This window comes from Pseudoalteromonas sp. SR44-2 (assembly GCF_014163745.1).
GTDB classification, from domain to species: Bacteria; Pseudomonadota; Gammaproteobacteria; order Enterobacterales; family Alteromonadaceae; genus Pseudoalteromonas; species Pseudoalteromonas distincta.
Map to the genome: position 1 here is coordinate 1 of NZ_JACJDW010000013.1, position 21869 is coordinate 21869.

The window sequence follows — 21869 nt, forward strand, 5'->3', positions numbered from 1 at the left end:
AGGAAGTCAGGGCTCAATCTACGTCACAGCATTTTCACACTCTGGTTGGGTACGAGCTCACTGTCTTCCCGATGTGACAAGTGCTAGCTAAACACTCATCAAGAAGAGATACAAGGTTGGGTTGAATGGAACGAAACCCAACAGGCTTAATATTTAAGCGCTAGTCGTTAGCCCCATGCTCCGTAGGAGATGGCTTTAAACCGCAAAAATCTATACCGCAAATAATTTCACCATCAAGAACATCGAGGCGCTTCGCTGCACAGAGCGATTACAACGCCTCAGAAAAACTTAAGTTTTTTATTGCCAAATCGATATCTGATTTATTTTCTTGATTATCTTTAAGCTCTGCAAGTATCTGTAAAATGTTTTCTCTCTGCCCAGGTGAAAGCTCTGAAAAATGCTCTTGCAAATGTTCAATTGTTAAATGTTGAGATGATGCTGCTCTAACTAAAAACTCAACAGTCCGTGTATTTTTATTTTTGATTACAACTTCTAATAGATTTTTCATTAGCCTATTTAAAAAGTTAAATTCACCATCGGCTAACTGCGCAAAAGTTATAAACCTTAGGCACAGGTAAAAAGACTGTTCAGACAATTTATGTGCGTTTTCACTTAAAAAATTAACTATATTAACGCCTTGAAAAAGTTTATGACTATAGCTTGCAGCTTCCCTTCTGTGGGCTTCATCTTTAATGTCCCTATAATGCCCATTCCCATCTATTATTTTGGTTTTTTCCTCAAAATTTCGTTGCAACCTTTCCAGTTGTAACTCAAGCAACTTTTCTCCACTTTCTAAATTTACAAGCCTGTTTAAAACGCTTTCCAAATTACCACTATCGATAATTTGCTTTGTATACTCTTCAAAAAGGCCTTCAGTTAAAAAACCATTTGGATCTTTTCCAATATGCTCTAAAACATCAAAAACTATTTGTTTTACTCTATCTTGATTTTTATCATCTGAAAAAAGTGTCCTACCAAAACGATCAAATCCCTCTTGCAAACGATAATCACTGCAGATACTTTTTGCTAATTCTTGTGTTGATAAAGATTTTATAGAATCAATAACAATTTGATCCCTGAGCTCATTTTCAGGAACAATTTCAAGTAAAAAACGCTTTAAATAATCAACCGTGTTTGGCTTTATACCTAAATGTTGCTCACCGCTATTTTTATTACTTTTAAGGTCGTTTTTACTTTTATCAGTTATATCTTCCTTAAGATTCAATAATTCCTTAAATAATGCATTATAGACATGCGCAGTTCCACTATTTGTTAAGTCAGCTATCAAATTAGAGAGGGTTTCATTTATTGTTTTTTGCTTGCCATCTTCTATCTTAGCTATTGGTAACGATTTACCATTAACTAAGCTTGTGTACGAGTTTACAAAAGCATTAAATAACGCAGGCTCCGCCTCACGTAATGTAGTGAGTAATAATAAAGAGCCAAAATCGATCTCTCCCAATAACTTTTCTTTAGTCCAGCATTTACTAATACGCCGCATTACTCGTTTCAACATTCGAATTGAAACTATAAAGTTATTAGAAATAATTGCTGGCCGATAAAAAGCCTCATGAAAAGCAAGTGGTTTTTGCTTAAAATATTGTTCAGAGCTACTTATTGATGAATGTGTTAACAACATATCATTATCGAATATTTTACTTGTGCATAACTTTGCCCAATTACACAGTATGTTTTTGAAGTCTTGGGATATTATTGTCTCTATATGATCAGCAACTTTACTTAAAGCTACAGCATATTCCAGCTTGTCATTAGCCATTGCAGCAATAAAGTTGATATTACTTAAACCCCTGTTTTTTAACCTATTAAGCAACACAGCTATATCATTTAAGCGTTTTTCGTTCTCATCGCTTGTTCCGCGATCTACATCTTGCAGGGTGATCAGTAATTTATGATTAGTTGCCTCAAGAACATCATTAAGCTTTTGAAAGCTTTGCTCAATATCAATTGGGCCTGCGAGTAGTGTGGATGCAAATTGAAATATGCTGCCGCCTGACTTTAGCGCTTCGGTATAATGTTTAGGTAGCGCACGAAATGCGCACATATCGATATGCTGGCTGATATCATCAATAATATGGCTAAGTACTACATGTGCAACACTGCCGCTTGTTGTGCCCCATGTTGAAATATCACTGTGGATCCAGACCCCATTTTGCTTAGGGGTTTTAGCTAAATCATTTGCAATGCAATCAACTATACTGCTTTTTCCACATCCAAATGGCCCACACAGCGCGATATGTTGCGCTCCTCTTTTCTCATATCCTTCCTTATCACCACCTGTTAGCAACCGCTCGGTAATACGCTTTGTATAAGCCTGCAAATTTGGTTCTAATTGCACTGTGTCTTTAATGATTGAATCGTCTTTAAACCAGCCTTTAAACTCATCTAATATTTTAAAATCATTTGAACTAAGGCTTCTCGTGCGCTTCAAAGTTATTTGATTACGATTCCATTTAGCTTTAATGCATTCATTTACATATTTGCCTATCAAAAATATTGCAGAGAATATGTAAACATCCACTGTTATAAAAAGCGGCCAGCTAAAGCCTATCTGACTGATATGCCAATAAATGAAAGCTGTACTAGTCGCTGCGATAAGAGAGAAGCATACAACTAAATTAAGGCTAATTCTTTCATTGCTTTGTTGATAAGCTGTAATTATAGAAGAGCCTAAAATTAATACGATGAAATACTCAAAACAAGAAGTAGCAGCTATTAACTCTTCTTGGTTTGAAGTGAAATACAAAATCGCCCCTATAATAGTTACCGATAACCATAAGCTCATTGTCACCGGCGGATATCGCCAGCTAAATACAACACTGCGTATGGGGTGCGATATATAAAACCTATCAAGCAGGAGCTTTATGCCAATACCCGCTAAAAATGCGCTACTGTAATACAGGATTGGATTGGCATTTAAAATAGCGCTCCAACTTGAATATGCCTTTTGCACAAAGCCGACTTTGCTTAAAAATACAGTAATTGTTGCGGCGGTAATTGCGCACAATAAAAGAGAAAGCCAGCGTCTGGCTGTAATGGGGAGTGTTTTAACTTGTGACAACTTAATATCCTTATCAATACGTTACCTAACCAGTCTATATCAATTGAACATTATTGAATAAGCAAGTTTAATAAATAAAACCGCCTATCTTGGCTTCACACTCGGATGGCGCTATGACTTGTTGGGTTTCGCTTCGCTCTACCCAACCTACGCTTTGATATAAAAATGGAGTTTTATTCCTTTAGGTCTTGTTTTGAGTTTAGGGCGAAAATCAAAAAAGAATGTACCGATCTTATTCCTTCTACAACCCTTAGCGATTTTGCTGGGCGATAAATGCAAGCGAGTGCTGGTTGAATAAGTCAGGGCGTTCCACATTACAAACATGGCCGCAATGGTGAATAGTTTGCAGTACGCTGTTTTTATGGCGCTTAACCATTTCTTTAACAGGGCCAAGGAACATATGATCCTCCTTACCCATAATGTAAAGAATGGGAATATCAATGTCTTTTTCTTTGAAGTATTGCATTAAAGGATTTACGTCCATGGCTAATTTAAACCATTTTATAAACTCTTTTTGGCACAAGCGTTTTGCTTCACGAACAAACAAAAGTCGAGATTCTTTATGGCGCTTTTTAGGCATCATAATAAAAGCAAATAAGCGATACAGCCACATATAAGGCAAGAAGTGTTTAAAAGTATTGCCTAAATAAACCAAGGTATTACTGCGAGTATTAAAACGAGTAACCGCTCCACCTAGCACCATGCTAGAAACATATTGCGGCGCAATTTCAGCAATATTTCGAATGAGTATTGTGCCCAATGAAATACCAACAAAGTGTGCGCTGGTGATATTGTTGTGATCTAACACATCAATGATGTCTTTAGAGACATTATTAAATGAATAATTATTATCAACAAAGTTTTGTACTAAGTTATTCGATTTACCGTGACCACGAAGATCTAGTAACAACACATTATATTCTTTTTTATAGGCTTTAAGCTGACGAAACCAAATTGCCGAACTACCACCTGCTCCATGGACAAATACAACCCATGTTTTACTGGTTTCGTGCGCAAAAGTAGTATGGAAAAGAATGTCTTTGCTCATTACAGTTAGTGGCCTATTTACTTCGTTTGGCATATTCAATTGTAGGAAGTATAACGGAGTTTAATAAAAATCTCTTATGAAGTTCAGATCAATGGCTTCTACTTAACAGCTTTTCGGTGCAGATTCTGATTTTTAAATGCAAACCAATAAAAATGACCTTCCCCTATTTTTACGTTATGAAAACCGCCTACCTCGCTTTGCTGCTCGCGTGACACTATAGCGTGTTGGGTTTCGCTGCGCTCTAACCAACCTACTTTAAAATTATAATGTGGTGCTGCCGCTTAAGGGGTTGCTCACTTTTACACCGCTGTTTCGTATTCATGACACTTACCCTTCAATTTGGTCTAATTAATTAGTCTACAAATCCTCTCAAAACATGAAATTTTTAGCTAAAAACTATATTCTTGCGCGCGATTATTATTTAAATAATGGATAAACACACACATGACAACATCTCAAGATGCAACGCTTTCAAATGCATCAACAACAGGTGCACACACACCTTCAAACACACCCACTTCTAAATGGAACCTGCACGATACGCAGTGGACTTTAAGCCTTTTTGGTACCGCCGTTGGTGCGGGTATTTTATTTTTACCTATTAACATTGGTATTGGCGGTTTTTGGCCGTTAATTATTTTGGCATGCTTAGCATTTCCAATGACCTTTTGTGCACACCGTGGATTAGCGCGTTTTGTACTTTCATCAAAAAATAAAGATGCCGATTTTACCGATGTAGTTGAAGAGCACTTTGGTGTGACTGCGGGGCGGTTAATTTCTTTATTATACTTTTTATCTATATTCCCAATTTTGCTTATTTACGGTGTGGGCTTAACTAATACCGTTGATAGCTTTATGGTTAATCAAATGGGGATGGAATCACCTTCTCGCGTGTTGCTTTCGGGTGTATTAGTTGCAGGTATGATTAGCTTAATGATGGGCGGCGAGCGCTTAATGCTGCGTGCCTTTGCTATTTTAGTTTACCCGCTTGTGGGTATATTGTTCTTTTTATCACTTTATTTAATCCCAAGCTGGCAAATGCCAGATATGACAATGCCTGAAATGGGCAGCTTTGGAAAAACATTGTGGTTATCGATTCCTATTATTGTGTTTTCGTTTAGCCACGCAGCGGCTATCTCAAGCTTTGTAAACGTGCAACGCGGTCACTACGGTGAACAAGCTACACATAAGTCTGAGGCGATTTTAAAGCGCACTAGCTTACTACTTATTACCTTTGTACTGTTATTTGTGTTCTCTTGCGTGCTGTCGCTTACAGGCGAGCAAATGGCAGCGGCTAAAGCCGCTAACGTATCGGTTTTATCCTACCTTGCTAATATTACTGATAACTCGTTTATTGCCACACTTGGGCCGCTTGTGGCCTTTATTGCTATTACATCGTCGTTTTTGGGTCACTTTTTAGGGGCACGTGAGAGCTTTACGGGTTTAGTAACTAAACAAACAAGCTTAAGCGCAAAAGCGGCTGATAAAATTGGTGTGTTAATTATGTTTTTAGCTATTTGGTTTTGCGCTGTTAAAAACCCAAGTATTTTAGACATGATGGATCAGTTATCGGGCCCTATCATCGCAATGATTTTATTCATCATGCCAATGATTGCAGTTTATAAAGTGCCTGCACTTCATAAATACCGCAACCGTTTAAGCACGCTATTTATATTAGCGGTTGGCTCACTTGCTGTATTTGCACTTATTTACAGCATGATTAATTAATACGCTATATATTCAAAAGCCCAGCTAATTTAATTAGCTGGGCTTTTTTAGGCATAAAAAAATGGCGCTCACTGAGCGCCATTTTTAATTTAATTCGTTGCTATTATTCTGTATCTGGCAGGTTACGGCCATAGAATATTTCTTGCATTTCGCGAGTCAGCTTAGAGCGGATCTCGTCTTCTTCTTCATCCGATAACTCATCAGTAGAAAGGCCGAATAAATAGGTATTTAAGTCGGTTTCTTTTAACATCATTTTAGTATGGAACAGGTTTTCTTGATACACGTTCACGTCCATCATTTGGTACGCTTCTTTTGTATCTTCTGTCATGAAGTTTTGAATCGAGCTAATAGCATGATCAATGTAGTGCTTAACACCGTTTATGTCGCGGGTAAAACCACGAACGCGGTAGTCTATTGTTACTACGTCTGACTCAAGGCTATGAATTAAGAAGTTTAACGCTTTAAGTGGCGAAATAATGCCACAGGTAGATACTTCAATATCAGCACGGAATGTACAAATACCATCATCAGGGTGAGCTTCTGGGTATGTGTGTACACAAATATGGCTTTTATCTAGGTGTGCAACAACTGAATCAGGTAATGGGCCTGGTGCTTCGTCAGCATCGTAATTTTGCTGCTCTTCTACTGGTTCTTCTGAAACCAAAATAGTTACACTTGCGCCTTGCGGTTCATAATCTTGGCGCGCTACATTTAAAATGTTAGCACCAATAATATCAACAACTTCACCTAAAATATCGGTTAGTCTATCTGCACTGTACTGCTCATCGATATATTCAATATATTCTTTACGTTGTTGCTCGGTCTTTGCGTAACAAATATCATAAATACTAAAGCTTAAACTTTTGGTTAAATTGTTAAAGCCATGAAGTTTAAGTTTATCGAAGGGTTTGTTCATAATAAACCAACCTATAAATTAGTGGGTTCTGCACCTGCAGAATGAAAAGTTCGCGGATTTTATACGAATTTTCCTCGTGGAAAAAGCGTTATTTTGCTTGATCTTGCACAACTTCGTGGCTATGCGTAATTTCTACTGTTTTATCAAGCATTAATGCAACCGAGCAATACTTTTCAGCAGAGAGTGAAACTGCACGTGCAAGGTGCTTTTCAGACACATTATTGCCTTTAACAACAAAGTGTAAGTTGATTTTGGTAAACACGCGCGGTGCTGTTTCGGCGCGTTCTGCACTGAGTTGCACTTGTACGTCTGAAAAATCTTGTTTAGCTTTTTTTAAAATACTAACCACATCAACTGATGAGCAACAGCCAACTGACATTAAAACCATTTCCATTGGGCTTGGTGCTGCGCTATCGCTGCCGCCATCAAACACAACATTGTGGTTAGAATTAGAACGGCCAATAAACGTATCGCCTTCAACCCATTTTACATTTGCTTGCATTGTTATATCTCAAAAAAATATTTTCTTGATTGTAAGCAACTTAGCCGTAGTTGCAAATGAAAATGCAACGCAGGGCTATAAAATGGCTAAGATTGTTGTGCTAATGCGCTATCAAAGAGGTTTTTCACTAAACCTGCAAATTCATCTATAAAGGCATGCTGTTCAACCGTGACAGGCTGTGAGGTGATGCTGCTGAGGACTTCTTCTAAATCGTAAACTATGCCATCAACTTCACGTACAATTTGACTACGCTGCTCTGTGTTGAGGTCTGTGTGCTGCTCGCAAATAAGCATCACATTTTGTGCAATAACGTCTTCGATTAATTCCATTACTGTTGGAGCGCCTGGTTTTATTTCGCCTGGCTTCTCAAACAATGCTAAATTTTGAGTTAGATACATGATCAAATCATCGTACCCTTGCCTATCTAAAACCATTATGCGAACCACCTAAATATATTTAATTATGCTGATTTAAGCAGAAAGAGTCGATAATTACTAGCCTTGTACGATAGCAATACAAAAAAAGCAGCCGAAGCTGCTTTTATAATAATTAAGTAGTATTACTACTTAATCTATTTTTAAGCCTGGGCTTAGTGTTGCTGGCATCGCTACTTTTTCAAGCTCTACTGAAGCAACTGGGTATGCACAGTAATCAGCTGCGTAATACGCGCTTGCTCTGTGATTGCCCGATGCGCCAATACCACCAAATGGTGCTGCGCTTGATGCGCCAGTAATTGGGCGGTTCCAGTTAACAATACCAGCGCGAATACGACGTAAAAAATGGTCGTAATCTGCTGCACTATCACTTAATAAACCAGCCGATAAACCAAAGGTTGTATCGTTTGCTTTATCAATGGCTTGGTCAAAGTCATCAAAGCGGAATACTTTTAAAAGTGGTCCAAAATGTTCTTCATCTGGGAAATCACTAATATTTGTACACTCAATAATACCTGGTGTTACAAAACCGGTATTGGCTGTGTGCTCAAGCTCTACTAATACTTGAGCGCCAAGCTCGACAAGCTCGTTTTGCGCTTTAACCATGCCTGCAGCTGCCGCTGATGAGATCATAGAGCCCATAAATGGCTGGTCTGCATCATCGTAGTTGCCTACTTTAATTGCTTTAGTTGCAGTGATAAGGCGCTCTAAAATTGCATCGCCTTTGCTACCTTTAGGTAAAAACAATTTACGTGCACAGGTACAACGCTGGCCGCTTGAGATAAACGCTGATTGAATAATATCGTGAACAACTGCTTTAGTGTCTTCAACGTCAGTAATAATAAGTGGATTATTACCACCCATTTCTAGCGCTAAAATTTTACCCGGTTGACCCGCAAACTGTTCATGTAAAATATGACCAGTACGCGAAGAACCCGTAAAGAACAAGCCATCAATCCCTTTGTGAGCAGCAAGGGCTTTACCCGTTTCTACTTCACCTTGAACGAGGTTAATTACACCAGCTGGTAAGCCTGCTTTTTCCCACAGTTTAAGCGTAAGCTCGGCAACTTTAGGAGTAAGCTCAGACGGTTTAAATACAACCGTGTTACCTGCTAAAAGCGCTGGCACAATGTGGCCATTAGGTAAGTGACCCGGAAAGTTATACGGACCAAATACGGCTACAACCCCATGTGGCTTATGACGAATCATCGCACGCCCAAGTGGCATTGCGTTTTCTACGTCGCCAGTGCGCTCTAAAAATGCTTTTTCAGAAATGGCAATTTTACCAACCATAGCACCCGCTTCTGTGCGCGTTTCCCACAGTGGCTTACCTGTTTCTTGTGCAATAGTAATAGCGAGCTCTTCGCTGTTTTCTTTTAATTGCGCTGCGAATGCTTTAATTATTTCTAAACGCTCAGTAAAGCTTTTATCAGCCCATGCATAAAACGCTTCGCGCGCTGCATTTACTGCGGTGTCTACTTGCGCCGCAGTTGCTGATGATGCCTGCCAAATAACGTCGTTATTTGCAGGATTTACTGAATTAAATTCTGTGCCTTGGCCTTGTGACCATTGACCATTAATAAATTGTGCAGGATGAGTCATATACTTTCTCCTAAATTAAATCGTGGTTGCACTAACAATATCGCCAGTTTGCAAATGCAATGCATCTGCTACTTCTTGCGATAAAATAAGGCTTTTTGCGCGCTCGTCAAATGTCATTGGTGCAACGGTTGCTCTAAAATCTTCAAGCTTTTCGTTAGCTAGTAACACCATGGTGTCGCCAGTCATTTCGCCAATTTCAACGTTAAAGTTATTTGCATTACGAATCGTCGCAATGTTATCTACTTTTGCTTCAACCGTTGGGCCGCCGTCAAAAATGTCTACGTAGCCATTAAACGTAAAGCCTTCGCTTTTTAATAACTCGATTGCTGGGCGTGTGTTGTCGTGTACTTTACCTATTACGGCTTGCGCATCTTTACTTAGCAAATTTACATAAATTGGGTATTTAGGCATTAGTTCAGCAATGAAAACCTTTTGACCAATACCTGTTAGGTAATCGGCTGTTGGAAAATCCATTGAGAAAAAGTGCTCTTCAAGCCACTGCCAAAAAGGGCTACTGCCGTTTTCGTCAGACACACCGCGCATTTCTGCAATCACTGTTTGTGCAAAACGCTCTTGATGCTGCTTTATAAACATAAAGCGCGCTTTTGAAAGTAGCTTACCGTTACAATTTTTACGATAGCCATCTTTTAAAAACAATGTGCAAAGCTCTGTAGCGCCTGTGTAGTCGTTACATAGCGTTAAAATATCAACCGCTTTGTATACGTCTAATGTGCGCGAAGAGTGAATCACTTTACTTAAGTGATAATGATAAAATGCATCATCAAGCCCTACCGCAGCTTCAATTGCAGACGTACCTACAACATCACCGGTTTCGCTATCTTCAAGAACAAACAGGTAGCCTTCGTCACCGGGTTGTGACGTTTGCTTAGCAAATGAACTTACAGAATGGTCTATTTTCTTTTGCAATAGTTCTTCGTTTAATGGCAAAGACGTAAAACCATGCCCAGATTCGTGGGCAATTTTCAGTAATGCTGAGTAATCATTTTGCTGGATTGGGCGAAGGATCATCATGAGTCCGCTTGCTCCCTTATAAATAACGGTAAATAGGAATTGCAGGGCAAGCGGTGCTTGCCCTTAATTGGTTGGCTTAAGTCGCTTATGCGCTTACTACGCTTGCTACTGCTTTTTCGAAGCGTGCCATACCTTCGCGAATGTCCGCTTCAGGAATTACTAAAGATGGAGTGAAACGTACTACGTCTGCACCGGCAACTAGTGACATAAGGCCTTGCTCAGTACCCGCCACTAAAAACTCTTTTGCACGACCTTTGTATTGCTCGTTCACTACTGCACCAATTAATAAACCTTGGCCACGGATTTCGCTAAATACGTTGTATTTTTTGTTAACCGCGCTAAGTAGTTCATTAAATAATGCGGCTTTTTCTTTTACGCCAGCCAGTACTTCTGGAGTATTTACTGTATCAAATACAGCTTCTGCAACAGCACACGCAAGCGGGTTACCGCCATAAGTAGAACCATGTGTGCCTACTTTAAGGTGCTGTGCAATTTCAGTTGTTGTGATCATAGCGCCAATAGGAAAACCGCCGCCAAGTGCTTTAGCCGAAGTTAAAATATCAGGTACTACGTTTAAGCCTTGGTATGCATATAAATCGCCAGTACGGCCAACACCTGTTTGAACTTCATCAAAAATAAGCAGTGCGTTATGTTTAGTACATAAATCGCGAACACCTTGAGCAAACTCATCAGTTGGTGAAACAATACCGCCTTCACCTTGTAGAGGTTCCATCATTACGGCACATGTTTTATCGCTGATAAGTGCTTCAAAAGCAGCAAGGTCATTGTAATCGCAATGTACAATGTCGCCAGGCTTAGGGCCAAAACCATCTGAATATGCAGCTTGGCCGCCAACAGTTACGGTAAAGAATGTACGACCGTGGAAACCTTTGTTGAACGCGATAATTTGTGATTTTTCTGCGCCAAACTTATCAAGTGCAAAACGACGCGCTAATTTAAGCGCGGCTTCATTTGCTTCTGCGCCAGAGTTGGCAAAGTAAACTTTTTCAGCAAATGTCGCATCAACCATTTTTTTAGCTAGGCGAAGTGCCGGCTCATTGGTCATTACGTTAGATAGATGCCAGATTTTTTCGCCTTGCTCTTTTAATGCGCCTACTAATGCAGGGTGGCAATGGCCAAGACAGTTAACTGCAATACCACCAGCAAAGTCGATAAACTCTCGACCTTGTTGATCCCACACGCGAGAGCCTTCGCCTCGAACAGGAATTACGCTTGAAGGTGCGTAGTTAGGAACCATTACGTGATCAAATAATTCGCGATTGACTGTCATTTTATTTCCTCTTAATTGTGAGCAACACAAAACATCAAAATAGGTGTTTGGTTAATATTTGTAACCAACTTTATAGGCAAGATCAGTAACCTGATAATTGCGCAAAATTGCTTTGTGGTTCAATTTTCAGACGCACATTATTTCAGAATTACTTATATCTGTCTCGTTAAAAACTTTCATGTATCCCTTGAAAATAAAGGGCTAAAGATATTATTTCATAGATAGTGAATAACTATTTGCATAGCTATTTATGCTTATTTTTAGGCAACTAACCGCATGAGTACAGAGGCGCACACGCTTTAATCGGCAAATATGTAATATAACAATAAGATGAGAATGAATGGTTAGTCGCAAAAAAATTAACAAAAAATTCAGATTTTTAGTCAATTTGAATAGCTAAATTGGTAAAATTACTCGATTGGAGGGTTTTTAGTTCCGTTTTAGTGAACTTAAAGTGCGAAAACCAGCTTAGAGCTTCATCAGGTTCTATAAGTTGATGTTCTTTTAAATTAAGATATTGAGAATAGCACCGTGCCTTTAGCATTACTTCTGTTAATGGCAGTAATGTATCGCCCTTATCTACCCCATTTACTAGCTGCTGCATTACCCCTTTAAACGGTAAATATTTAAAAGCCATTTTGTCTATTACCTTAGCGCTTACTTCTATCGATTTATTGCTAAGTAGAGTAGTTAAAAATAGCGGGTCGGGCTGAAGCTCTAATAATGCGGTGTGTAAATCTTTTTGGTTTTCATTTCGGGCTAGCTGTACTTTACGTTGCCATATTTGCTCAAACGTTTTTAAGTACAAGCGCACTAATGCAATTCGCCCTACATCTAAAAGCATCCCAAGGGTAAATGCATGAACGTCATTTACATTATTAATTTGTGCAATTTTTTGCGCAGCAATGGCGTTTGCCATGGCACTGTCACGTAAACGACGTTTTAATAACGAAAATGGTTCGGTGCTATGTGGCATCCAATGACGAGCAGCAAATGTAGGAATAACTAGCTGTAAGTTATCAAGGCCAATATAACGAAGGGCAAGCGATGGCTTATCTACTTTTACAGACGTGTTTTTACTACGTTGATTACGATAGTAAGGTAAATTAACGAGCGTTACTAACTCCCTACCCAACCAGCTTATATCATTAACCAATGGCTCTAAACGCCCTACCGACGCTGACTTTACCGCTAATATATCGAGTATATTGGCAATGCCATCTTCAATACCTATGGTGCTATGAATTACGCCATCTATATCTTCGAGCTGCTTATATATAGCTGTTTCAATTGTTTTGTGCAGTTGCTCACTGGCTTGAGCGCGGTACTTATGATGTGCAGTACTGCTTTGCTGGCGTTTATTCTGTGCGGCCACTTCAACCTGCAGCAAGGTACGCTGCTTCATGGGTTCGCCGTAATCTATATCTAATGTATGAATGAAACCAATTTGCTGATGCGCAAAGCTATGCCCAAGCAATAAGTCATGAGCTCGTTGGCTTAGTATTTTGGCAGTACGCTGCTGGGCTAAAAGTTCAGTCATGACATCCATTAATAAAGTATAAAATGCTATGTGTATTACAACATTAGAAGCGAGTTAAAAAGTTATCAAGCAGTTCTAAGCCTTGAGCAGTTAAAATAGCTTCGGGGTGAAACTGCACACCTTCGATAGCAAGTTCATTGTGTAACAACCCCATAATTTCGTCAAACTCGCCTTGCTCAGTTTGAGTCCATGCGGTTACTTCAAGCTCTTTAGGCAGAGTTTGCGCTTTAACCACTAAAGAATGATAACGACATACCGTTAACGGATTAGCTAAGCCTTTAAACACCCCTTTATTAGTATGAACTATGGGTGATGTTTTACCGTGCATTACTTTTTTAGCACGAATTACATCTCCACCTAAAGCTTGTGCGATAGTTTGATGCCCCAAGCAAATCCCTAAAATAGGATATTGCCCTTTTAGTTGCTCAACAACATTTAGTGAAATACCCGCTTCGTTAGGGGTGCATGGCCCTGGCGATAACACGATGTGCTGCGGGTTTAACTGTTTTATTTGTGCAATACTTAGCTCGTCATTACGTTTTACTAAAACGTCTTGATCTAAACGCTGAAAATATTGCACTAAGTTGTAAGTAAACGAATCGTAGTTGTCGATCATCAACAGCATTACACAACAGACCTTATAAATTATTGACCACTACTTTACACAAGTGGTACTAAGCGCTGCATTCTACCACTATTAATTAACCAACATAAATTAGCAAAAAGCGTTAAAAATTAACTCTTTTAGCTAAAATGCTTAAAAGCCTTTAGCGGGTATTGGTTTACTTAACCTAAACTTTGGTTAAGAGGTTTACTAACGTATTGAATCATGATGATATTTAAATTTATTTTCTCTAGCCAGAGATTCCTTGCACCTTGAGCAATAATATCGAACCCTAAGCTTTTTACGATTAGTTAATACACCTACGTAGGCTGTATACCCCAACAATAAATTATTGACCTCTAAAGTACGTGCGTTTATTGATCGCACTATTAAATACTTTGGTGAAATGCCTTACTGAGCAAAATAAACGGATTGCTTGTGCTACATCAAATTAGCGGCTCGATGGTTGAATTATATCTATGTAAGCCCCAGTGTATTATATGAAAGGCAGTAATCCACTTATACAACTCACTTACTTGTGAGCTCATTTATATCCTACTAAGGAGCGAATATGTTAGGCGAAGATCACTCATTAACAAATGACTTTCCAGAGTACTTAAAGACCATTGCCGAGTTAAATGAAAGCGATACTGAATTTGCAAAAAAAGCAGATAAGTACGACAAGCTAGATAAAGAGATTAGAGTGTTAGAGCTCAAAGATGCGCCCATAAGCGATGAACAAATGCATCTATTAAAACACGAACGTACAGAACTAAAAGATTGGCTATACGAACGCTTGCAGCAAGAGCAGTAATGCAACTAAAAAAAGAGCTCACTGATGAGGTGAGCTCTTTAGATCAACAATGGGTATTTTCTCTAAAACTTTACAAAGCCACCCACAGGTTTCATAAATACACTGCTTGCGCCCGCAAAGGCTTGTGCAAACTCTTCTGATAATTGACTAAATACCCTTACTTTATCCATATCAACTACGCTTAAAAATAGTGGGCCACTTTCGCCCCAACCAGCAAGATGCGCTTTAGCAGCATCTTCATCTTGGTAACGCTCATAAATATGTACATTGCGCTTGTCTTCACTTACTGTCCACTCATACATTAAAGTGCCCGCTTCACTTTTAGCCAAAGTAACTAATCGTGCCATTACCAGTAAAAACTCATCGTATTTACCTTCTTTAATTTGGCCTTGTACTGTCCAGGTAACATGATTTTTCATTATGCTTTACCTAATTTAAGCTGTGCTAAAATACTGTCTAACGTATCTACCAGTTGTTGATTTTTCGCATTATTAAGTGCATCAACATGAGGAGGCGCGAAGCGTCCTGTATCGTTATCAAAATACAGGCCTGCGGCATCTTTAAATTCATCACTAAGCGCTGCGCGACAAAAAATATCTGCGCCAATTTTTAAATCCCCACCATCTATACCGTAAGCGTCTTTTACCATTTTGCTTCCCAGTAAAGATTTAGGGTTTACCGATACAACTAATGGCCCAGTATCTTTAAGCTCAAGCCCTAAATGACGCGACCACATAGTAATAGCCAATTTACTTTGTGCATAAGCCGCACTATCAGAAAGTTCAGTGTTACCCATAAGTGCATTTAAGTTAACGCTTGATTGCGCAGCTGATGACACATTAACCACTCGCGAATCATGACCAAGAACAGGTAACAATAGTTTTGTAAGAAGATATGGCGCAATCGTGTTTACAACAAAGCGAGCATCAAGGCCATCAATTGTTGTAGCATCAACTAATTGATAAACGCCTGCATTATTAATAAGTACGTCAAGCTGGTTATTATTTTCGGCCAAATCGGCTAATACATTTTTTGCCAAAGTTTGAACTTGGCTCATATCGCTTAAATCAGCAATATAAGTATGTGTACTTGCATTTGGATATTGCTCGGTTAAAGCTACTTGTAGCGCATTGAGCTTTGCTTGGCTGCGGCCATGTAATAATACGGTGTGACATTGTGCTAATAACATCTTTGCAGTTTCTAGCCCAATGCCATCGGTTGCGCCGGTAAGTAAAATTGTTTTGTTCATGTTGATCTCTCCTTACTTTATTTTCGCTATATTAGCACCCCGACTTACTGCTGATAATTAGGCCAATAGTTGAATCAGTTTATAGAATTAATTGATAAAGCTAAGCCTATGTTAGTTAATATAAAAGCATTCCTTTAAAAGGCAGATGAGTGTTTAAGCTGAATATTTTTTATGCTTTTATTTGAATTACTCAGCAATCATAACTATTGTTTTTAAACCACCTTAATAGTAGTATTTATCATATAAATACACTTTTCGAGAAATAACATGAAAGTTTTAATTACTGGCGGCATGGGTTACATAGGTAGCCACACATGTATTGCATTGCATGAAGCAGGTATTACGCCTGTTATTTATGATAACTTGTCTAATGCAAGTGCGCGGGTACTTGACCAACTCGAAAAGATTACAGGTACTCGGTTTGAGTTTATTTTGGGCGACATACAAGACGAGCAACAGTTTAAGCTCGCTCTAAAACACACTAAAGCCGAAGCTGTTTTTCACTTTGCAGCTTTAAAAGCCGTTGGCGAATCTACCGAGCAACCGCTGCGTTATTATCAAAATAACGTGTCGGGCACATTAAGCATGCTACAAAACATGCAAGATGAAGGCGTTAACCATATTATATTTAGCTCATCGGCTACAGTATATGGCGAGCCAGACTACCTCCCTATTGACGAAAAGCATCCTATACGCGCAACTAATCCTTATGGTTGGACTAAAGTCATGGTTGAACAAGCCATGCAAGACGTATGTAATGCCAACAGACAATTTATGGGTATTGCGCTTCGTTACTTTAACCCAGTAGGTGCACACCCAAGTGGTTTATTAGGTGAAAGTCCTAATGGTATTCCTAATAACTTAATGCCATTTATTGCCCAAACTGCAGTAGGTAAACGTGACGTGGTTAATATTTTTGGTGACGACTACGACACCGAAGATGGCACAGGTGTGCGCGACTATATTCATGTTTTAGATTTAGCTAAAGGTCATGTTGCGGCATTTATGCAGCATAAAACAGATACCGCATTTCATGCTTACAACTTAGGCACAGGGCAAGGTTATTCTGTGCTTGATATGATCAACGCATTTAGCGCATCAGCCAATAAAGATATTCCGTATAAGATTGCGCCGCGCCGAGCAGGTGATATTGCCTGTAACTACGCCGATGCCACAAAAGCGCAAAACACACTTAACTGGCACGCAGAACTAACACTTAGCGACATGACAAACGACACATGGCGCTGGCAAACTAATTACCCAAGTGGGTTGGAGAGTTAACATGGCTTTATTAGAAAGTACTCACAGACGTAAAAATCCGCTAACGGGTCGTTGGGTATTAGTGTCACCACATCGTAATAACCGCCCATGGTTAGGCGCAACAGAAGCCGTTAACGAAAACGTATTACCAAAACACGATGAAAACTGCCCACTTTGCCCAACTAATACCCGTGCAAATGGCGACAGTAACCCTGATTATAAATACACACACGTATTTAGAAATGACTTTGGTGCATTAACGCCTAATGCCAGCGAGCAATTACAAAGCTTAGAATCAGACAGCGATTTATTTATTGCCGACGAAGCCAGTGGCGAATGCCGCGTAATTTGTTTTTCTCCAGAGCATAATAAAACACTTCCAGAGCTTGAGCACGATGCATTGCACGAAGTAGTGAAAACCTGGAAACAAAATTACACAGAGCTTGCACAGCAGTACGAATGTGTACAAGTTTTTGAAAATAAAGGCGAGATCATGGGTTGTTCGCAACCTCATCCTCACGGCCAAGTATGGGCTCACTCGCATTTATCAACCGAAATAGAAGCCGAAGATACCCAGCAGCTTGCTTATTATAAAAAGCATGGCACAGCTATGCTTGCCGATTACGCACAAAAAGAGCAAGCGGATCAAACACGTGTTGTATTTGAAAACGAACATTGGCTTGTTGTGGTGCCATTTTGGGCAGCGTGGCCGTTTGAAACAATGCTAGTAACTAAAGATAATATTCAAAACTTTAGCCAGTTAAACGATGCGCAAACAGACGCTTTAGCACAGGCACTTAAAGTATTAACCACTAAGTACGACAACGTATTTAATTGCAGCTTCCCATACTCAATGGGATGGCACAATGCACCCGCTAACAGAGGCTCTGATGAGCAACATTGGCGCTTACATGCACACTTTTATCCGCCGCTACTTCGCTCTGCTACTGTTAAAAAACACATGGTAGGCTACGAAATGCTAGGCGAAAGCCAACGCGATTTAAGCGCAGAAACCGCTGCTTCTATTTTAAAAGCAGCCAGTACAACACACTATAAAGATACAGCAGGACACACAGATGAAGCTTAACGAATTCCAACAACAATTTTTGTCACTGTATGGCGCGCCTGCTCAAGGTATTGCTGCAGCACCGGGGCGTGTAAACCTTATTGGCGAATTTACCGACTACAACGACGGTTTTGTTTTACCGTGTTCGTTAGAGTTTCGAACCCAAGTGATGTTTAAAGAACGCGACGACAATATTATTACTGTGCATTCTTTAAATTACCCAGGCGAAAAAGACAGCTTTAGTGTTGATGAAGAAATCACTGAAGGCCAGTCGCAGTGGGGTAACTACATTCGTGCTGTTACTTATGTTCTTAAAAGAGCGGGCTACACACTGCGTGGTGCCGACCTACTAATTGACAGCAACTTACCGCAAGGTAGTGGCTTGTCGTCATCGGCCGCACTAGAAGTTGCAGTTGGCGGTATGTTTAACCATATTGCACAGCTTGGTTTACCGCCAGAGCAAATTGCGCTATTTGGTCAAGAAGCCGAAAACGACTTTATGCATTGCCAATGCGGCATTATGGATCAGCTTATTTCAGCTAAAGGCGAGAACGGTCATGCACTATTAATCGACTGTGAAAACCTCGCAACTAAATCAGTTAAAGTTCCTGATGATTTAAATATTGTTATTGTTAATTCAAACTACCCGCGTAAGTTGGTTGATAGCGAATACAACCAGCGCCGCATTGACTGCGAACAAGCTGCTGTAAAAATGGGTGTAGAAACACTTCGCCAAGCCACCATGGCTGGCCTGCAAGCAGTAAAAGCGACATTAAGCGAAAACGAATATAAACGTGCACACCACGTAATTAGCGAAAACGACCGTGTAATTGCAGCAACTACTGCACTACAAAATAACGATATGGATGCACTTCGTACGCTAATGGCTGCATCGCATCAATCTCTTAAACACGACTTTGAAGTAACCGTACCTGCAACCGATGGCCTAGTAGAAATTTGTAAGGAAGCGATGGGCGATCGCGGCGCAGTACGTATGACGGGTGGCGGCTTTGGTGGCGCAATTGTATGTTTGTGTCGTGATGCTGAAGTACCTCTTATTAAAGCAGCGGTAGAAAAGCATTACTTTGAACGCTTTAATTTAAATGCTGATATTTACGTATGTTCAGCGGGTTCAGGATTACAAATTACGTCTTTTTAAATAAACTTAAGGAATAAGCATGGCAAAGGTTAATTGGGGAATTATTGGGTGTGGCAATATAGCTCACACCTTTGCTAAAAGCATTGCGCATTGTAGTGATGCACAGCTTATTGGCGCAGCTTCAACGAGTATGCAGCGCGCTAAAGAATTTGCAACACCGTACAATATTCAAGGCTACGAGAGCTATCAAGCTCTTATGCAGTGCCCAAATATAGACGCTATTTATATTGCCAATACGCACGATCAACACTTTAAAACTATCGCCCAATGCTTAACACACAATAAGCACGTGCTAAGCGAAAAACCAATTACCGTTAATGCTGAGCAGTTACAAAGCCTCACTGAGCTTGCAAAACAACAAAACTGCTTTTTAATGGAAGGCGTTTGGATGCGGTTTTTACCAGCCATAGTAAAATTACAACAGCTCCTAAGTGAAGGTGTTATTGGTAATGTGCACAGTGTTAATGCCAACTTTAGTTTACCTGGCAGCTTTGCCGACACTCACCGATTAATGAACCCTGTAACAGCGGGTGGTGCCCTGCTCGATTTAGGTATTTACCCTATTTCGATTGCTGATGTGGTATTTAATAAAGCCCCTGAACACATCAAATCCTTTGTACATAAAAGCACAACCGGCGTTGATGAGCGAAGCACTGCTATAGTTGATTACGGTAACGGGCAATTTGCATCTCTTGCCAGCGCACTGCAGCAAAATGGCCCAACAGAAGCATGTATTAATGGTGAGCTTGGCTATATTCGAATACCTCAGTTTGTAGGTGCAAAAACACTAGAGCTACACATAAACGACCAAGACCCTCAGTACTTTGAATACAACTTTAGTGACGATGAAAACTTTAAGTTTGAAATTGCACATGTCACGCAGTGTATATTACAAAAACAAACCCAAAGCAGCGCGTTGCCCCTCGGTACTAGCTTACGAGTTATGAACATAATGGATACCTTGCGAGCACAGTGGTTGCTGCAATATAGCAATGTCGTCGAGTCGGCTGAACTGACAAATTAAAAAATAAAAATACACAACAAGGACACACAATGACACACACACTCAAGGCGCTTTCAAAAGCCATATTACTTGCAACGTGCAGTTTATCTGCCAGTGTAGCTGTTGCTGAATCTAATAAACCAGAGCAGCTATACCCGCCAATCACTAGCGAAGTACTGCCAGAGCTTGCAGCTAAAGGTAGCTACAATGTAGGTGTGCAAACACTTAATTTAGTTAACCCTGCGCAATTTGACCCCGCTACACAAGGCCGTAAAGATCGTCCTTTAAAAGTAGAGGTATGGTATCCGGCTGCAAATACAGCAAAAGCGCCACTTACCAGCTACACAGATGAAACTCGCTCAGGTAAAGAGTTTACTTTGCAAGCCGATGCAATGCGTGATGTCGCCATTAATAATAAAGAGCACTACCCTGTCATTGTGCTTTCGCACGGTTATACCGGTTACCGTACAATTATGTACTACCTTGGCGAGCATTTAGCGTCGCACGGTTACATTGTGGTAGCTATTGACCATACTGACTCAACCAATGCCGATGTTGATTTTAAAAACGCACCGTTCTCTGGCTTTTTTAGCACGCTTATAAATCGCTCACGCGATCAGCAGTTTGTAATTAATTACTTTAATGAGCAAAACAACTTTGCCAGCAAGCAGGTAGATAACAAAAGCGCAGGTGTAATTGGTTACTCAATGGGTGGCTATGGCGCGGTAAATACAATAGGTGGTTGTTTCGCTTTCAATGAGCAAACTACGGCTATGTTTACGGGTATGAAAGACCCAGCTCAAATTAAAAAAGTACAGCAATTACTAAACAGCTGCGCTGGTGGACAATACCAAAATCCAAAAGTAGACCCTCGTATAAAAGCCATGGTGGCCTTTGCACCGTGGGGCGGACAGCACGCTATATTTGATGCCAAAGCAATGGAAAATATTAAAGTACCTTCGCTTTATGTGGCCGGTGACTTAGATGACATTTCAGGCTATGAAGGCATTAAAAGTCTTTATGAACAAACAGGCAGCAAAGATAAGTACATGCTTACTTACAAAAATGCACGCCATAATATAGCACCACACCCAGCCCCTGCTATTGCACAAAGCAGCAGTGAGCTAGATATAGGCCATTACTATGAGCCTTCGTGGTCTATGCGCACACTAAACGAGACCAACAAACACTTTGTACTTGCCATGATGGATTGCCACGTAAAAGGCATAGACCGCGAGTGTAAATACTTAGATTTACCACAAAACGGCGACCAAGCTGTTGTTGACGGTAAACCGCTGCCACAGTGGCGCGGGTTTGATAATCGCTTTTCTACCGGTATGGATTGGCAACAAGCTAAACCTCACACCAAGCAATAATAAACTTTAAGCGGTTGTTTTAATCAATAGCCGCATACGCCCTTAAAATAATGCAAAAATAAAACGCCTTTTATATAAAAGAGTTACCAGCAAATATTAGCGTGTTTATTTTTTAATCTGCTATTTTAAGAAAAAACCATTGCCATTAACTTCGGTTAAAGGCAAT

General features: G+C 40.0%; 19 protein-coding genes. 7 read left to right on the plus strand and 12 right to left on the minus strand.

The genetic code is table 11. The annotated features are described in order from the left end of the window. Positions 1-268: 268 nt before the first annotated feature. Both H5115_RS09710 and H5115_RS09715 read right to left on the minus strand, forming a co-directional pair. A complete protein-coding gene (locus tag H5115_RS09710; protein ID WP_182754980.1) occupies positions 269-3079 on the minus strand; it encodes a P-loop NTPase fold protein in 2811 nt (936 codons plus the stop codon). A 250-nt stretch (positions 3080-3329) separates the two neighbouring features. Further along, positions 3330-4127 carry an alpha/beta fold hydrolase gene (locus tag H5115_RS09715; RefSeq protein WP_182674104.1) on the minus strand — a complete coding sequence of 266 codons (798 nt, stop codon included), beginning with the start codon at positions 4125-4127 and terminating at the stop codon, positions 3330-3332. 444 nt (positions 4128-4571) lie between these two features. On the opposite strand from H5115_RS09715, the gene H5115_RS09720 reads away from it, so the two are divergent. Further along, positions 4572-5855, plus strand: a complete 1284-nt coding sequence (locus tag H5115_RS09720) for an aromatic amino acid transport family protein (protein ID WP_039488583.1) — start codon at positions 4572-4574, stop codon at positions 5853-5855. 103 nt (positions 5856-5958) lie between these two features. On the opposite strand, the gene speD is transcribed toward H5115_RS09720, so the two are convergent. The 8 genes from speD to H5115_RS09760 all read right to left on the minus strand — a co-directional run bounded on the left by speD (position 5959) and on the right by H5115_RS09760 (position 13797). Next, positions 5959-6771 (minus strand): adenosylmethionine decarboxylase, encoded by an 813-nt coding sequence (speD, locus tag H5115_RS09725; protein WP_024597058.1) that lies wholly within the window; start codon positions 6769-6771, stop codon positions 5959-5961. Between the two features lie 88 nt (positions 6772-6859). Then, positions 6860-7273: an OsmC family protein gene (locus tag H5115_RS09730; RefSeq protein ID WP_002958863.1), complete on the minus strand. Its 414-nt coding sequence runs from the start codon at positions 7271-7273 to the stop codon at positions 6860-6862. Between the two features lie 86 nt (positions 7274-7359). Beyond that, positions 7360-7707, minus strand: coding sequence for a DUF3802 family protein (locus H5115_RS09735; protein WP_002958862.1), 348 nt, complete (start codon positions 7705-7707; stop codon positions 7360-7362). A gap of 132 nt (positions 7708-7839) precedes the next feature. Next, the gene (gene astD, locus H5115_RS09740) at positions 7840-9309 is read right to left on the minus strand and encodes a succinylglutamate-semialdehyde dehydrogenase (protein WP_024603338.1); all 1470 of its coding nucleotides are present in this window, start codon (positions 9307-9309) and stop codon (positions 7840-7842) included. A gap of 15 nt (positions 9310-9324) precedes the next feature. Continuing rightward, complete coding sequence (astA, locus tag H5115_RS09745; protein ID WP_002958860.1) at positions 9325-10341, minus strand: arginine N-succinyltransferase; 1017 nt, start codon at positions 10339-10341, stop codon at positions 9325-9327. A gap of 85 nt (positions 10342-10426) precedes the next feature. Beyond that, positions 10427-11632, minus strand: coding sequence for an aspartate aminotransferase family protein (locus H5115_RS09750; RefSeq protein ID WP_182754982.1), 1206 nt, complete (start codon positions 11630-11632; stop codon positions 10427-10429). Between the two features lie 379 nt (positions 11633-12011). Beyond that, positions 12012-13172, minus strand: coding sequence for an HDOD domain-containing protein (locus tag H5115_RS09755; protein WP_182754984.1), 1161 nt, complete (start codon positions 13170-13172; stop codon positions 12012-12014). Positions 13173-13215: 43 nt separating this feature from the next. After that, positions 13216-13797: an aminodeoxychorismate/anthranilate synthase component II gene (locus H5115_RS09760; RefSeq protein ID WP_024596662.1), complete on the minus strand. Its 582-nt coding sequence runs from the start codon at positions 13795-13797 to the stop codon at positions 13216-13218. Between the two features lie 550 nt (positions 13798-14347). Between H5115_RS09760 and H5115_RS09765 the strand changes: the two genes are divergently transcribed. After that, the gene (locus tag H5115_RS09765) at positions 14348-14590 is read left to right on the plus strand and encodes a YdcH family protein (protein WP_002958856.1); all 243 of its coding nucleotides are present in this window, start codon (positions 14348-14350) and stop codon (positions 14588-14590) included. A gap of 62 nt (positions 14591-14652) precedes the next feature. On the opposite strand, the gene H5115_RS09770 is transcribed toward H5115_RS09765, so the two are convergent. Then, positions 14653-15009: a putative quinol monooxygenase gene (locus H5115_RS09770; RefSeq protein WP_182754987.1), complete on the minus strand. Its 357-nt coding sequence runs from the start codon at positions 15007-15009 to the stop codon at positions 14653-14655. Next, positions 15009-15839 carry an SDR family NAD(P)-dependent oxidoreductase gene (locus tag H5115_RS09775; protein WP_182754989.1) on the minus strand — a complete coding sequence of 277 codons (831 nt, stop codon included), beginning with the start codon at positions 15837-15839 and terminating at the stop codon, positions 15009-15011. The genes H5115_RS09770 and H5115_RS09775 overlap by 1 nt, the downstream gene beginning before the upstream one ends. Before the next feature lie 267 nt (positions 15840-16106). Here H5115_RS09775 and galE point away from each other — a divergent pair, with 267 nt between their 5' ends. The 5 genes from galE to H5115_RS09800 are packed head-to-tail and all read left to right on the plus strand — an operon-like array spanning position 16107 to position 21703. Continuing rightward, the gene (gene galE, locus H5115_RS09780) at positions 16107-17120 is read left to right on the plus strand and encodes a UDP-glucose 4-epimerase GalE (protein ID WP_182754991.1); all 1014 of its coding nucleotides are present in this window, start codon (positions 16107-16109) and stop codon (positions 17118-17120) included. 1 nt (position 17121) lies between these two features. Continuing rightward, positions 17122-18186, plus strand: a complete 1065-nt coding sequence (locus H5115_RS09785; RefSeq protein WP_182754992.1) for a UDP-glucose--hexose-1-phosphate uridylyltransferase — start codon at positions 17122-17124, stop codon at positions 18184-18186. Continuing rightward, complete coding sequence (gene galK / locus H5115_RS09790) at positions 18176-19324, plus strand: galactokinase (protein WP_002958851.1); 1149 nt, start codon at positions 18176-18178, stop codon at positions 19322-19324. The genes H5115_RS09785 and galK overlap by 11 nt, the downstream gene beginning before the upstream one ends. 19 nt (positions 19325-19343) lie before the next feature. Beyond that, the gene (locus H5115_RS09795; protein WP_182754994.1) at positions 19344-20348 is read left to right on the plus strand and encodes a Gfo/Idh/MocA family protein; all 1005 of its coding nucleotides are present in this window, start codon (positions 19344-19346) and stop codon (positions 20346-20348) included. Positions 20349-20377: 29 nt separating this feature from the next. After that, the gene (locus tag H5115_RS09800) at positions 20378-21703 is read left to right on the plus strand and encodes a dienelactone hydrolase family protein (protein WP_182754996.1); all 1326 of its coding nucleotides are present in this window, start codon (positions 20378-20380) and stop codon (positions 21701-21703) included. Positions 21704-21869: the final 166 nt, after the last annotated feature.